At 40.6% G+C, this 15,592-nt stretch carries 7 protein-coding genes; 1 reads left to right on the plus strand and 6 read right to left on the minus strand.

Annotation, left to right across the window (positions count from 1 at the left end; genetic code table 11):
- Positions 1–212 precede the first annotated feature (212 nt).
- Positions 213–6,539 (plus strand): hypothetical protein, encoded by a 6,327-nt coding sequence (locus CC99x_RS09200; RefSeq protein ID WP_259596674.1) that lies wholly within the window; start codon positions 213–215, stop codon positions 6,537–6,539.
- 72 nt (positions 6,540–6,611) lie between these two features.
- Here the strand turns inward: CC99x_RS09200 and sucD are convergent, their stop codons facing one another.
- From sucD to sdhA, 6 genes are all read right to left on the minus strand, one after another.
- Positions 6,612–7,484, minus strand: coding sequence for a succinate--CoA ligase subunit alpha (gene sucD / locus CC99x_RS09205; protein ID WP_057625055.1), 873 nt, complete (start codon positions 7,482–7,484; stop codon positions 6,612–6,614).
- Between the two features lie 2 nt (positions 7,485–7,486).
- Positions 7,487–8,650 (minus strand): ADP-forming succinate--CoA ligase subunit beta, encoded by a 1,164-nt coding sequence (sucC, locus tag CC99x_RS09210; RefSeq protein WP_057625054.1) that lies wholly within the window; start codon positions 8,648–8,650, stop codon positions 7,487–7,489.
- 18 nt (positions 8,651–8,668) lie between these two features.
- Positions 8,669–9,865, minus strand: a complete 1,197-nt coding sequence (gene odhB / locus CC99x_RS09215; RefSeq protein ID WP_057625053.1) for a 2-oxoglutarate dehydrogenase complex dihydrolipoyllysine-residue succinyltransferase — start codon at positions 9,863–9,865, stop codon at positions 8,669–8,671.
- Between the two features lie 16 nt (positions 9,866–9,881).
- On the minus strand, positions 9,882–12,728 hold the full coding sequence (locus CC99x_RS09220) for a 2-oxoglutarate dehydrogenase E1 component (protein ID WP_057625052.1): 2,847 nt from the start codon (positions 12,726–12,728) through the stop codon (positions 9,882–9,884).
- Positions 12,729–13,008: 280 nt separating this feature from the next.
- Complete coding sequence (locus tag CC99x_RS09225) at positions 13,009–13,710, minus strand: succinate dehydrogenase iron-sulfur subunit (RefSeq protein WP_057625051.1); 702 nt, start codon at positions 13,708–13,710, stop codon at positions 13,009–13,011.
- A gap of 11 nt (positions 13,711–13,721) precedes the next feature.
- On the minus strand, positions 13,722–15,485 hold the full coding sequence (gene sdhA, locus CC99x_RS09230) for a succinate dehydrogenase flavoprotein subunit (RefSeq protein WP_057625050.1): 1,764 nt from the start codon (positions 15,483–15,485) through the stop codon (positions 13,722–13,724).
- Between the last annotated feature and the right edge of the window lie 107 nt (positions 15,486–15,592).

The following is a 15,592-nucleotide window of genomic DNA, read 5'->3' on the forward strand; positions in this document are numbered from 1 at the left end:
TATCTAGTGGATACCGCACACATTATTTTATAGTACATACTGTAAATTACAACCACATCAATCTCAATAAATTGATATTTATATATTTTTTATCGCAATAAATTTAAACTTCTACTCTAATACCATTGCCCAATATTCCATAGAAATGTCTTTGATATTTAATATCATAATATCTTTTTAAATCATTCTATTGTTTCAAGTGGGGTAGCAAAATGCGTTATATAAATAAACAGACAGAACAAAATGATAGTTCCATAGAATCAAAATCATTATTTGATAAGATAAAAGAAAAAATACAGCTTATATCTAACTATATTGATAATACTCATCAAGACACCCCAATTTCACATACACCTAGCAGTGAAACAAACAGTATTTTGAAATTAGATATCGCTACGCAAGTCGATACAAAAATCGTTACGGATGCACATCCCTCTATAGACAAGATCGTTGCTGATATAGCAGTGAGTGCAGATATATTAAACAATAGTCCATCTGAATGCGCAGATGAGACAAACCACTCTCCTTCTGGAATTCTTGCACTAGATATAGGAGCATCTGTTGGAACAGAAGCTGTTGCTGAACTCTTAAATACTGCAAATACTGTTATGACCAATATAGAAGTGAATGCAGATATACTCACCAACAGCACCTCCGAAGCATGCTACCCCGACAGTGAAGATTATCCAAACAACAATCCTACAACAACAAACAGCTTAGTAGATCTCGATGTGGTTGCTAATGTGGGTACAGGACTTGTGACAGATATTCTTCATGCTGTCGATAATATTGCTGCCAATGTTGAAATTAACGCTGATATACTCAACAACAGCACTTCTGAAACATGCTACCCTGACAGTGAGGATTATCCAAACAACAATCCTGCAACAAACAGCTTAGTAGATCTCGATGTGGTTGCCAATGTAGGCACCGGACTTGTAACAGGCATTCTTCACGCAGTCGATAATATTGCTGCCAATGTTGAAATTAACGCTGATATACTCAACAACAGCACTTCTGAAACATGCTACCCTGACAGTGAGGATTATCCAAACAACAATCCTGCAACAAACAGCTTAGTAGATCTCGATGTGGTTGCCAATGTAGGCACCGGACTTGTAACAGGCATTCTTCACGCAGTCGATAATATTGCTGCTAATGTAGAAATTAACGCTGATATACTCAACAACAGCACTTCTGAAACATGCTACCCTGACAGTGAGGATTATCCAAACAACAATCCTGCAACAAACAGCTTAGTAGATCTCGATGTGGTTGCTAATGTGGGCACGGGGCTTGTGACAGATATCCTTCATGCTGTCGATAACATTGCTGCCAATGTTGAAATTAACGCTGATATACTCAACAACAGCACTTCTGAAACATGCTACCCTGACAGTGAAGATTATCCAAACAACAATCCTGCAACAAACAGCTTAGTAGATCTCGATGTGGTTGCTAATGTGGGCACGGGGCTTGTGACAGATATCCTTCATGCTGTCGATAACATTGCTGCCAATGTTGAAATTAAGGCAGATATACTCAACAACAGCACTTCTGAAACATGCTACCCTGACAGTGAAGATTATCCAAACAACAATCCTGCAACAAACAGCTTAGTAGATCTCGATGTGGTTGCTAATGTGGGCACGGGGCTTGTGACAGATATCCTTCATGCTGTCGATGACATTGCTGCCAATGTTGAAATTAAGGCAGATATACTCAACAACAGCACTTCTGAAGCATGCTACCCTGACAGTGAAGATTATCCAAACAACAATCCTGCAACAAACAGCTTAGTAGATCTCGATGTAGCTGCCAATGTAGGTACAGGGATTGTGACAGGCATTCTTAATGCAGTCGATGACATTGCTGCCAATGTTGAAATTAACGCTGATATACTCACCAACAGCACCTCCGAAGCATGCTACCCTGACAGTGAAGATTATCCAAACAACAATCCTGCAACAAACAGCTTAGTAGATCTCGATGTAGCTGCCAATGTGGGTACAGGGATTGTGACAGGCATTCTTAATGCAGTCGATGACATTGCTGCCAATGTTGAAATTAACGCTGATATACTCACCAACAGCACTTCTGAAGCATGCTACCCCGACAGTGAAGATTATCCAAACAACAATCCTACAACAATAAACAGCTTAGTAGATCTCGATGTGGTTGCTAATGTGGGTACAGGACTTGTGACAGGCATTCTTCATGCTGTCGATAATATTGCTGCTAATGTAGAAATTAACGCTGATATACTCAACAACAGCACTTCTGAAACATGCTACCCTGACAGTGAAGACTATCCAAACAACAATCCCACAACGACAAACAGCTTAGTAGATTTAGATGTGGCTGCCAATCTCGGCACGGGGCTTGTGACAAATATTCTTCATGCTGTCGATAATATTGCTGCTAATATAGAAGTTAATGCTGCTATATTAGCTGATACCTACTCCGACTCTTGCGATTCTGAAGATGACAGCAATCCATATTCAATAGGCAATTTATTAGGATTAAGTGTTGTATCTGATATAAGCACAAATGTTTTGACAGATGTGCTTCATTCAGTAGATGATATTGCTGCCAATGTTGAAATTAACGCTGATATACTCAACAACAGCACTACTGAAGCATGCTACCCTGACAGTGAGGATTATCCAAACAACAATCCTGCAACAAACAGCTTAGTAGATCTCGATGTGGTTGCCAATGTGGGCACCGGACTTGTAACAGGCATTCTTCACGCAGTCGATAATATTGCTGCTAATGTAGAAATTAACGCTGATATACTCAACAACAGCACTTCTGAAACATGCTACCCTGACGACAGTGAAGACTATCCAAACAACAATCCCACAACGACAAACAACCTATTAGATTTAGATGTGGTTGCTAATGTGGGTACAGGACTTGTGACAGGTATTCTTCATGCTGTCGACAATATTGCCGCCAATGTAGAAGTGAATGCAAACATACTCACAAACAATAATACTGAAATATGTGACTCTGACAGCGAAGATTATCCAAATAACAATCCCACAACGACAAACAGCTTAGTAGATCTCGATGTGGTTGCTAATGTGGGCACGGGGCTTGTGACAGATATTCTTCATGCTGTCGACAATATTGCCGCCAATGTAGAAGTGAATGCAAACATACTCACAAACAATAATACTGAAATATGTGACTCTGACAGCGAAGATTATCCAAATAACAATCCCACAACGACAAACAGCTTAGTAGATCTCGATGTGGTTGCTAATGTGGGCACGGGGCTTGTGACAGATATTCTTCATGCTGTCGACAATATTGCCGCCAATGTAGAAGTGAATGCAAACATACTCACAAACAATAATACTGAAATATGTGACTCTGACAGCGAAGATTATCCAAATAACAATCCCACAACGACAAACAGCTTAGTAGATCTCGATGTGGTTGCTAATGTGGGCACGGGGCTTGTGACAGATATTCTTCATGCTGTCGACAATATTGCTGCCAATGTTGAAATTAATGCTGACATACTCACCAACAGCACTTCTGAAGCATGCTATCCTGACAGTGAAGATTATCCAAACAACAATCCTGCAACAAACAGCTTAGTAGATCTCGATGTAGCTGCCAATGTGGGCACCGGACTTGTGACAGGTATTCTTCATGCTGTCGATAATATTGCTGCCAACGTTGAAATTAATGCTGACATACTCACCAACAGCACTTCTGAAACATGCTACCCTGACAGCGAAGATTATCCAAATAACAATCCCACAACGACAAACAGCTTAGTAGATTTAGATGTGGCTGCCAACGTGGGCACAGGGATTGTGACAGGCATTCTTAATGCAGTCGATGACATTGCTGCCAATGTTGAAATTAATGCTGACATACTCACCAACAGCACTTCTGAAGCATGCTATCCTGACAGTGAAGATTATCCAAATAACAATCCCACAACGACAAACAGCTTAGTAGATTTAGATGTGGCTGCCAATCTCGGCACGGGGATTGTGACAAATATTCTTCATGCTGTCGATAATATTGCTGCTAATATAGAAGTTAATGCTGCTATATTAGCTGATACCTACTCTGACGCTTGCGATTCTGAAGATGACAGCAATCCATATTCAATAGGCAATTTATTAGGATTAAGTGTTGTATCTGATATAAGCACAAATGTTTTGACAGATGTGCTTCATTCAGTAGATGATATTGCTGCCAATGTTGAAATTAATGCTGACATACTCACCAACAGCACTTCTGAAACATGCTACCCTGACAGTGAAGATTATCCAAATAACAATCCCACAACGACAAACAGCTTAGTAGATTTAGATGTGGTCGCGAATGTAGGCACAGGTCTTGTGACAGGTATTCTGCACGCTGTTGATAATATTGCTGCCAATGTTGAAATTAAGGCAGATATACTCACCAACAGCACTTCTGAAGAATGCTACCCTGACAGTGAAGATTATCCAAACAACAATCCTGCAACAAACAGCTTAGTAGATCTAGATGTAGCTGCTAATGTGGGTACAGGGATTGTGACAGGCATTCTTAATGCAGTAGATGACATTGCTGCCAATGTTGAAATTAATGCTGACATACTCACCAACAGCACTTCTGAAGCATGCTATCCTGACAGTGAAGATTATCCAAATAACAATCCCACAACGACAAACAGCTTAGTAGATTTAGATGTAGCTGCCAACGTGGGCACAGGACTTGTGACAGGTATTCTTCATGCTGTTGATAATATTGCTGCCAATGTTGAAATTAACGCTGATATACTCACCAACAGCACTTCTGAAACATGCTACCCTGACAGTGAAGATTATCCAAACAACAATCCTGCAACAAACAGCTTAGTAGATCTAGATGTAGCTGCCAACGTGGGCACAGGACTTGTGACAGGTATTCTGCACGCTGTTGATAATATTGCTGCCAATGTTGAAATTAAGGCAGATATACTCACCAACAGCACTTCTGAAGAATGCTACCCTGACAGTGAAGATTATCCAAACAACAATCCTGCAACAAACAGCTTAGTAGATCTAGATGTAGCTGCTAATGTGGGTACAGGGATTGTGACAGGCATTCTTAATGCAGTAGATGACATTGCTGCCAATGTTGAAATTAATGCTGACATACTCACCAACAGCACTTCTGAAGCATGCTATCCTGACAGTGAAGATTATCCAAATAACAATCCCACAACGACAAACAGCTTAGTAGATTTAGATGTAGCTGCCAACGTGGGCACAGGACTTGTGACAGGTATTCTTCATGCTGTTGATAATATTGCTGCCAATGTTGAAATTAATGCTGACATACTCACCAACAGCACTTCTGAAGCATGCTATCCTGACAGTGAAGATTATCCAAATAACAATCCCACAACGACAAACAGCTTAGTAGATTTAGATGTGGCTGCCAATCTCGGCACGGGGATTGTGACAAATATTCTTCATGCTGTCGATAATATTGCTGCTAATATAGAAGTTAATGCTGCTATATTAGCTGATACCTACTCTGACGCTTGCGATTCTGAAGATGACAGCAATCCATATTCAATAGGCAATTTATTAGGATTAAGTGTTGTATCTGATATAAGCACAAATGTTTTGACAGATGTGCTTCATTCAGTAGATGATATTGCTGCCAATGTTGAAATTAATGCTGACATACTCACCAACAGCACTTCTGAAACATGCTACCCTGACAGCGAAGATTATCCAAATAACAATCCCACAACGACAAACAGCTTAGTAGATCTAGATGTAGCTGCTAATGTGGGTACAGGGATTGTGACAGGCATTCTTAATGCAGTAGATGACATTGCTGCCAATGTTGAAATTAAGGCAGATATACTCACCAACAGCACTTCTGAAGCATGCTATCCTGACAGTGAAGATTATCCAAATAACAATCCCACAACGACAAACAGCTTAGTAGATTTAGATGTAGCTGCCAACGTGGGCACAGGACTTGTGACAGGTATTCTTCATGCTGTTGATAATATTGCTGCCAACGTAGAAGTGAATGCAAACATACTCAGCAGTAATGCGTCTGAAGAAAACTCTTCTGAATGCAATGAAATAGGTAATACTGGCTCACTGATAAACTTATTAGGTGGATTTGGTGATGATATTATGACAACAGCAAATAAAAATCTTGAAACTATCTTAAAAAATGGAACACAGGATATTGCTGATTTCATCAAAGATGTTAGCGAGGTCACAATACCAGAAAGCATTTCAGTAAGTGATCTAGGCATCGATACCAGTGTTACGGCTACTTTAGACAATACGGACTCTAACCATGGCATAGGTGTTGGTGTTGCAGCCATAGCAGTTACAACGGCTGTTAGCTTGCTTGAAGATACCACTGAATCTGTTCATACTGCGACAAGTGCAGCAACTGGATTCACAGCGCCTTTGTTTGAGAGTGTTGGTTTAACACAAGCACATGATGCCATAACGGAAACTGTAAATAGCCTTCACAGCGGACTAGATTTTCTTTTTGGCAGATAGCAGATATGCAATTGTCTAAGAAGTACTCCCTTCTCAAAAATAAGAGAAGGGAGTTTTTTTATGGCAACAAAACTATTTCTGCATAGCAGCTTGAATGCCTGTACCAATATCAGCAGGAGAACGAACCGTTCTAACACCGGCTTTCTCTAAAGCAGCAAATTTCTCATCAGCAGTACCTTTACCACCCGCGATAATTGCACCTGCATGCCCCATACGTTTACCTTTAGGTGCAGTAACACCGGCAATGTAAGAAACGATTGGTTTAGTAACATTGTGCTTAATAAATTCTGCCGCTTCTTCTTCCGCAGAACCACCAATTTCACCAACCATTACAATCGCATGCGTATTAGGATCTTGCTCGAATAAAGCTAAGGCATCGATAAAGCTAGTACCAGGTAGTGGATCACCACCAATACCAATACACGTACTTTGTCCTAAACCTAAAGCTGTGGTTTGCTTCACTGCTTCATAAGTTAAAGTACCTGAACGTGACACGATACCAATGTTTCCTGGTTTGTGAATATGGCCAGGCATAATACCGATTTTACATTCACCTGGTGTAATAATACCAGGACAGTTAGGGCCAATTAAACGAGAAGCAGAACCTTTAAGATAATGGGTCACTTCTAACATATCCATTACAGGAATACCTTCTGTAATACATACAATCAGCTCTACACCGCTGTCTGCTGCTTCAATAATTGAATCTTTGCAATAAGCCGCAGGAACGTAGATAACGCTTGCTGTTGCGCCTGTTGCTTCAACCGCTTCACGCACGGTATTAAATACAGGTAAATCTAAATGCTTTTGGCCGCCTTTGCCTGGGGTAACACCACCAACCATCTTGGTACCATAAGCAATTGCTTGTTCAGAATGCAAAGTTCCCTGACGTCCAGTGAAACCTTGGCAAATGACTTTGGTATCTTTATTAACTAATACACTCATGTTTATGCCCCCACAGCTTGTACGACTTTTTGGGCCGCTTCAGTTAAACCATTGGCAGAAATAATATTCAAACCACTCTTATTTAATAAGGCTGATGCCTCTTCTGCACGGTTACCTTCTAGACGTACAACAACAGGTACTTTAATACCAACTTCTTGTATAGCGCCAATAATACCTTCGGCAATCAAGTCACAACGCACGATACCACCAAAGATGTTTACCAAAACACCTTTAACATTTGCATCTGATAAAATAATTTTAAAGGCTTCACAAACACGTTCTTTAGTTGCAGTACCACCTACATCCAAGAAGTTTGCAGGTTCTCCGCCATGCAATTTAATTAAGTCCATCGTTGCCATAGCAAGACCAGCACCATTTACCATACAACCGATGTTGCCTTCTAGTGCAATATAGCTCAGCTCCCATTCTTTGGCGCGTTTTTCTCTTTCATCTTCTTGCGTTGGATCACGCATATCAGTAATTTGAGGCTGGCGATAGAGTGCATTGTCATCAACATTAATTTTACCATCTAGGCAAATAAGATTACCCTCTTTGGTAATCACTAATGGGTTAATTTCTAGCAAACTCAGATCTTTTTCAGCAAACATTTTACCAACACCAATGGCAATTTTGCTGAATTGTTTAATTTGCTCAAGATTTAAACCTAATGCAAATCCTAATTCACGACATTGATAAGGCATGACACCTAATAAAGGATCCACTTGAATTTTTAAGATTTTTTCAGGTGTATCATGTGCTACTTTCTCAATATCCATACCACCTTCTGTAGAAGCCATCAGGATGACGGACTTGCTAGCTCTATCAAGCACAGCACTTAAATAAAGCTCTTTATCGATATTGGTTACTTCTTCAACCAGAACTTCATTGATGGGTTGTCCATTACTATCCGTCTGATAGGTTACAAGACGTTGATGCAACATACCACGCGCTGCTTCTTCTAAAGCATCACGTGTTTCAACGATCTTAACGCCACCCGCTTTACCACGACCACCTGCATGCACTTGTGCTTTTACTACTAATTTAGGTGTGTTTAGTGAACTCATTGCCATTACAGCATCTTCTACAGAATGCGCAACGACATTATTAGGGACAGGCAAACCATACTCTTTAAAAATACGCTTTGCTTGGTATTCATGTAAATTCATTTCTATTAACCTTAATTTTTAAATGTCTAAGAGTAAGCGCGCTGGATCTTCAATTAAATCCTTAATTGTCACTAAGAAGCGAACAGACTCAGCACCATCAATCATTCGATGATCATAAGAGAGCGCTACATACATCATGGGTCTAATGACAATTTCACCCTTCTCAACCACTGGGCGTTCTTCTATTTTATGCATCCCTAAAATACCTGTTTGAGGTGGATTTAAAATAGGTGTTGATAGGAGTGATCCAAACACACCACCATTAGAAATGGTAAAGGTGCCGCCTGTCATCTCTTCAATAGAGAGCGTTCCCTCTTTTGCTTTCATGCCAAGCGCAGATATCGATTTTTCAATTCCTGCTAAGCTCAATTTATCAGCATCTCTGAGAACAGGTACTACTAATCCACGTGGAGAAGATACCGCAACCCCTATATCAAAGTAGCCGTGATATATCATATCTGTGCCATCAAGAGAGGCATTCACAACAGGGAAACGTTTTAAAGCTTCAATCACCGCTTTGGTGAAGAAAGACATAAAACCTAATTTAACACCATGTTGCTTTTCAAATTGATCTTTATAACGATTCCGTAAATCCATCACTGGCTTCATGTTGATTTCATTAAAGGTCGTTAAAATAGCAGCATTGTGTTGAGCACTTAAAAGACGCTCTGCAATACGTGTTCTCAAACGTGTCATAGGCACACGTTTTTCAGGTCTATCACCTGTCAATGTAATTGGAGCAGCGGGTTGTTTTGCAACTTGTGGTGCAGCTTGTGCAGATTTTACATCTTGCGTTGTTACACGACCGCCTTTACCAGAACCTTGTACAGTCTCAGGCGCAATATCATGTTCAGCCATCATTCTTCTGGCAGCAGGGCCAGCTGTTTTTTCAGCATTATCCATTTTGCTTGCAGCAGGCGCTGCTGCTGGCTGAGCTTGAGCCTCTACAGATGCATGATTTGCGTTTGCACCTTGCGCACCAGGCGTCACAATACCAATTACTTCTTCGGCTAAAACCGTTTCGCCGGTACTTTTAATGATTTTTTCAAGAATCCCTGCTTGAGGTGCAACCACTTCCAATACTACTTTATCGGTTTCAATGTCTACCAAATTATCATCCTGAGCAACCACATCACCGGGCTTTTTATACCACGTAGCAATAGTCGCATCTTGAACAGATTCTGGTAAAACGGGGACTTTAATTTCAATAGTCATAGTTTTCCCTTGTCGTTTAGAGGTTTAATGCATCATTTACTAAAATACTTTGCTGCTCATTATGCGCTGCTATATAACCCGCCGCTGTTGCAGCTGACGCTTTGCGTCCAGCATACTGCAATGATTGGTTTTTATTTAAGCATGCAATAATGTGATGCTGAGAAGGATACCAAGCACCTTGGTTCTTAGGTTCTTCTTGGCACCAAATTACTTTATGCGCATTAGGATATTTTGCCATTGCTTCTTTTAACTCAGGCTCAGGGAATGGATACAGCTGCTCAATACGCATAATTGCTATATCTTTTCTTTGTTGCTGAGTTCTTGCCGCAACAAGATCATAATAAACCTTACCACTGCATAAAATAATCTTAGTCACATCTGCGGGTTTAAGATCTTCAACTTCAGGGATAATTAATTGGAACTCCCCGTTGATAAAGTCATTTAACTCCGAACCAGCTGCTTTATGTCTTAACAAACTCTTAGGTGTCATCACCACTAATGGAATGCGGAGATTTCTAATCATTTGTCTGCGAATCATATGAAATACTTGCGCTGCATTTGTGGGCACACACACTTGAATATTATGTTCAGCACACAATTGCAAATATCTTTCTAGGCGCGCAGAAGAATGCTCTGGACCTTGACCTTCATAACCATGTGGCAAGAAAAGAACCAATCCACACAAACGCCCCCATTTTTGTTCACCAGAGCTGATGAATTGGTCAATCACTACTTGAGCACCATTTGCAAAATCACCAAACTGTGCTTCCCAGATCACCAATGTTGTAGGATCGGCTGTGGTATAACCATATTCAAAAGCCATCACCGCTTCTTCAGATAGAATGGAATCAATGACTGTAAAAGGCGTATCACCATTTGCAACTTTCTTAAGTGGTGTATGAGAATGACCATCTTTCTGATCATGCAAAACAGCGTGACGATGGAAGAAAGTACCACGACCACTGTCTTGACCAGAAATGCGAACCGCGGTTTTTTCATCTAACAATGCGGCATAGGCTAAGGTTTCAGCAAATCCCCAATCTACAGGTATTTCTCCTGCTGCCATTTTAGCTCTGTCTTCATAAGTTTTGCCAACTCTTGAATGTATAGAGAAATTCTCTGGCAATGTTAAAAGCATTTTTGAAAGCTCGACAATTTTCTCTTTAGAAATGCCTGTCTTTACTGCTTGACGCCAATCGTCACTAAAATACGGTGTCCAATCAATTGCGTTTGGCAGTTTATGCCCTTTCACTATTTTCTTAGCAACGGTTTGACCTTCATCTAACATTTTACGATTGAGGGCGACCAGCTCATTGGCTTTTTCTGCTGATAATACACTGAGCTTTACCAACTGTTTCGCATATACGTCACGTGTGGTTGGATGTTTCTTAATTTTACGATACATCACAGGTTGTGTTGCAGAAGGATCATCGGCTTCATTATGCCCATGGCGACGATAGCTTACCAAATCGATAATCACGTCTTTGTTAAATTTCATACGATAATCAATCGCTAATTGTGCAACCAACACAACAGCTTCAGGATCATCACCATTAACATGGAAAATAGGTGCTAAAACTGCTTTGCCCACATCTGTGCAGTACAAAGTGGAGCGCATATCTTGAGGATTAGATGTGGTAAAACCAACTTGATTGTTAATCACAATATGGACAGTACCACCTACACCATAGCCTCTGGTTAGAGACATGTTCAAGGTTTCCATTACAACACCTTGACCTGAAAATGCAGAATCCCCATGAATAGCAATAGGCACTACTTTATTTAAATCTATGTCTTTGGATCGAGCCTGACGCGCACGCACAGAGCCAATCACAACAGGTGTCACAATTTCTAAATGTGAAGGATTAAAGGCAAGCGCCAAATGTACATTACCGCCATCCGTAGATACATCTGATGAAAAACCTTGATGGTATTTTACATCCCCTGATTCATAAGCAAGTACGGCTTTTCCTTCAAATTCATCAAATAAATCGCTCGGATTTTTACCTAAAATATTAATTAAAACATTGAGACGTCCTCGGTGCGCCATACCAACGACCATTTCACGAACGCCCTGTGCGCCACCGCGTTGAATTAGTTCATCCATTAAAGGAATTAACGATTCTGAGCCTTCTAGGGAGAAACGTTTTGCACCTGGGTATTTTTTACCAAGGTATTGTTCTAAACCTTCAGCAGAGGTAATACGCTCTAAGATATGTTCTTTCTTTTCAGCAGAGAATTTTGGATTTGTTCTTGTGCTTTCAATGCGTTCTTGAATCCATTTTCTTTCTTCAGGAGATTGAATATGCATATACTCTGTTCCCACTGAACCGCAGTAGGTGTCGTTTAATGCACGATACAATTCCCCTAAAGTCATGTGTCTTGGGCCAACAAAGGTCTCAACATCAAAGACAGTACCCATGTCTTCTACGGTCAAACCATGATCTTCAAGAGATAATTCTGTTGAGCATTCTTTGGGTATTTCACGCATGCTGAGCGGATCAATCTGTGCGTGCAAATGGCCTTGTAAACGATATGCATTTATTAATCGCAATACTTGCATTTGTTTACGCTCATGTTCTAAAGAGACGCTATGATGCGCTTGAGGTTGTTGTGAGTGGTTTCCACCTCGAAGTTCTGGCGGTAGCTTAGCTAAAGCAACAAAATGCTCTCTAATATCAGCATGTGAAATATCTTTAGCATTTTGTCCATTCACAGATGGCAACGATGCAAAATATTTTTGCCACTCTGAAGGGACTGAATTGGGATCTTGAAGATAAAGTTCATAGAGATATTCAAGATAGTGTGCGTTCCCTCCAGCTAATGGTGAGGTTTCCCACAAAGCATTCATGGTTTCTTGCATAGATCACCTTGGTCTGTAACCGTTTATATTTAACTAACTAATTACGTGAGTCTCCCTACTTCTCTTAAATAGATAACTTATTTTTTGGCCGTGAATATCCTTTTGCGTTGATGCAAATTATACACTAATTAAAAAATAATTTATTGTAAAAATAGGGCTGTGTTTTTAGTGTAACGCTGACTTAGCTTTTAATCCCCTCTCTACAAAGGCGAGAAAGGGGAAAATATTTGGCTAAGAGATAGAGCCCTCCCCTCAAAAAGAAGGGGATCGAGCGTCTATCTCAAGTATCATCCTTCAAAATCTGAGTACGAATCTCGGCGATCGCTTGCGTTGGATTAAGACCTTTAGGGCAAACATCTACGCAATTCATGATTCCTCGGCATCGGAAGACACTGTATGCATCATTAAGCTGATCTAAACGCTCGTGCGTTTGATCATCACGACTGTCTAAAATAAAGCGTGAAGCCTGTAATAAAGCAGCAGGTCCCATAAATTTATCTGGGTTCCACCAATAAGATGGGCAACTACTTGAACAGCAACCACACAAGATACACTCATAAAGCCCATCAAGCTTCGCTCTGTCTTCAGGAGACTGTAAACGTTCTTTAGGTGGCGGTGGTTGTTTATTCTTTAAAAATGGCTGTGCTTTTCCGTATTGAGTATAAAATTGTGTCATATCCACAATTAAATCACGAATAACAGGAAAACCTGGAAAGGGTCGAATCACAATAGGGCCAGACAAAGAACGAATGGGGGTAATGCAGGCCAATCTGTTTTTACCATTTATGTTCATCCCATCGGATCCACAAACCCCTTCTCCACAAGAGCGCCTAAAAGAAAGTGATTCATCTTGCTGTGCCTTAATTGCAAGTAATGCATCTAACACCATCACCATACCAGTTTGTTCAATATCTAACTCATAATGCTGCATGGTTGGCTTGTTATCTTTTTCAGGATCAAATCTAAATATAGAAAAACGCATAGCAATACCTTTTAGTAAACTCGTTCTTTGGGTTCAAATGCTTCAACCAAGTTAGGCTTATTATTTACGGGGCGATATTTGATGGAATCATTCGCAAAATACAGCGTATGCTTCAACCAGTTTTTATCGTCACGTTTAGGGAAATCCTCTCGAGAATGCGCACCACGGCTCTCTTCGCGTGCATGAGCAGAAATAGCTGTTGCAATCGCAACGGCCATAAGATTATCCAACTCTAGTGCTTCAATACGCGCTGTATTAAATACACTGCTTTTATCTTCTAACACCGCTTTGCTTAATCGCTCTCTCAAGGCTTTTAATTTCTCAATACCTTCTTGCATAACCAGTTTTGTTCGAAACACGCTGAAGTCATTTTGCATAACACGTTTCATTTCAATGCGAATATCTGCAATCCGTTCGCCTTTGGTAGAACCATCCCATCTTCTTAGGCGAGACAAAGCTTGATCAATATCGTCCGTAGAAACAAGGGTATCATCCATCCCTTGATTCAAACTATCATTGATATGAATACCAGCAGCTCTACCAAATACCACTAAATCTAACAAAGAATTACCACCTAATCGATTTGCACCATGCACAGACACACAAGCACATTCTCCCACAGCATATAAACCTGGAACGATGCTGTCTTTACCCTCTCCCTGACAATCCAATACTTGTGCATGCACATTTGTAGGAATACCACCCATCATATAATGGCAGGTTGGAACAACAGGAATAGGATCTTTAATGGGATCGGCATTTGCAAAGGTAATGGCCAATTCACGAATACCTGGCAAGCGTGACTTAATAATTTCTTCGCCTAAATGATCCAGCTTCAAGAGCACGTGATCACCTTCTTTACCACAACCACGGCCTTCTCTGATTTCCAGTGCCATGGAGCGAGCAACCACATCGCGCGATGCCAAATCTTTTGCATTTGGTGCATAACGTTCCATGAATCGCTCACCATTTTTATTGATCAAATAGCCACCTTCACCTCGGCATCCTTCAGTGACCAATACACCGGCACCAGCAATACCTGTCGGATGAAACTGCCACATTTCCATGTCTTGTACAGCAAAGCCTGCACGTAACACCATTCCGATGCCATCACCCGTATTGATGAGTGCATTGGTGGTTGAATGAAATATTTGACCTGAGCCACCCGTTGCTAAAATGACAGCTTTACTGGCCAAAAATAAAACTTCGCCACTTTCAATATCTAAAACAACAACACCAACCACAGCACCTTTTTGATTTTTGACTAAATCAAGTGCATACCATTCACTAAAGGTTGTCACTTCATGTTCAAGATTTTTTTGATAAAGCGTATGCAATAAAGCATGACCTGTTCTATCGGCGGCAGCCGCAGTACGTGTTGCTTGCTCGCCGCCAAAATTTTTGGATTGTCCGCCAAAGGGGCGCTGATAAATTTTACCATCCTCAAATCGAGAAAAAGGCAAGCCCATATGTTCAAGCTCATAAATAACTTCTGGCCCAACGCGACACATATACTCAATACAGTCTTGATCGCCTAAGTAGTCTGATCCTTTAACCGTATCAAACATATGCCAATGCCAATTATCTGGATGTTTATTGCCTAAAGCGACGGTAATACCGCCTTGTGCAGAAACCGTGTGCGATCGTGTTGGAAACACTTTTGACACTAATGCTACCTTGCGTCCTTTAGAAGCAAGTTCAAGGGAGGCGCGCATACCCGCACCACCAGCGCCAACAATGATGGCATCAAATGTACGTGTCGGAGGAGTTGCCATTGATAATCCTTTTAAAATTTCTTATTTTTTAATTCTTGTATAAACGATTACTTCTGTTTTTAGATTTTTGCCTATCATAAAGCACAAAGAGCAAGCCAAAAACTCAC

It is taken from the genome of Candidatus Berkiella cookevillensis, from assembly GCF_001431315.2.
GTDB classification, from domain to species: Bacteria; Pseudomonadota; Gammaproteobacteria; order Berkiellales; family Berkiellaceae; genus Berkiella_A; species Berkiella_A cookevillensis.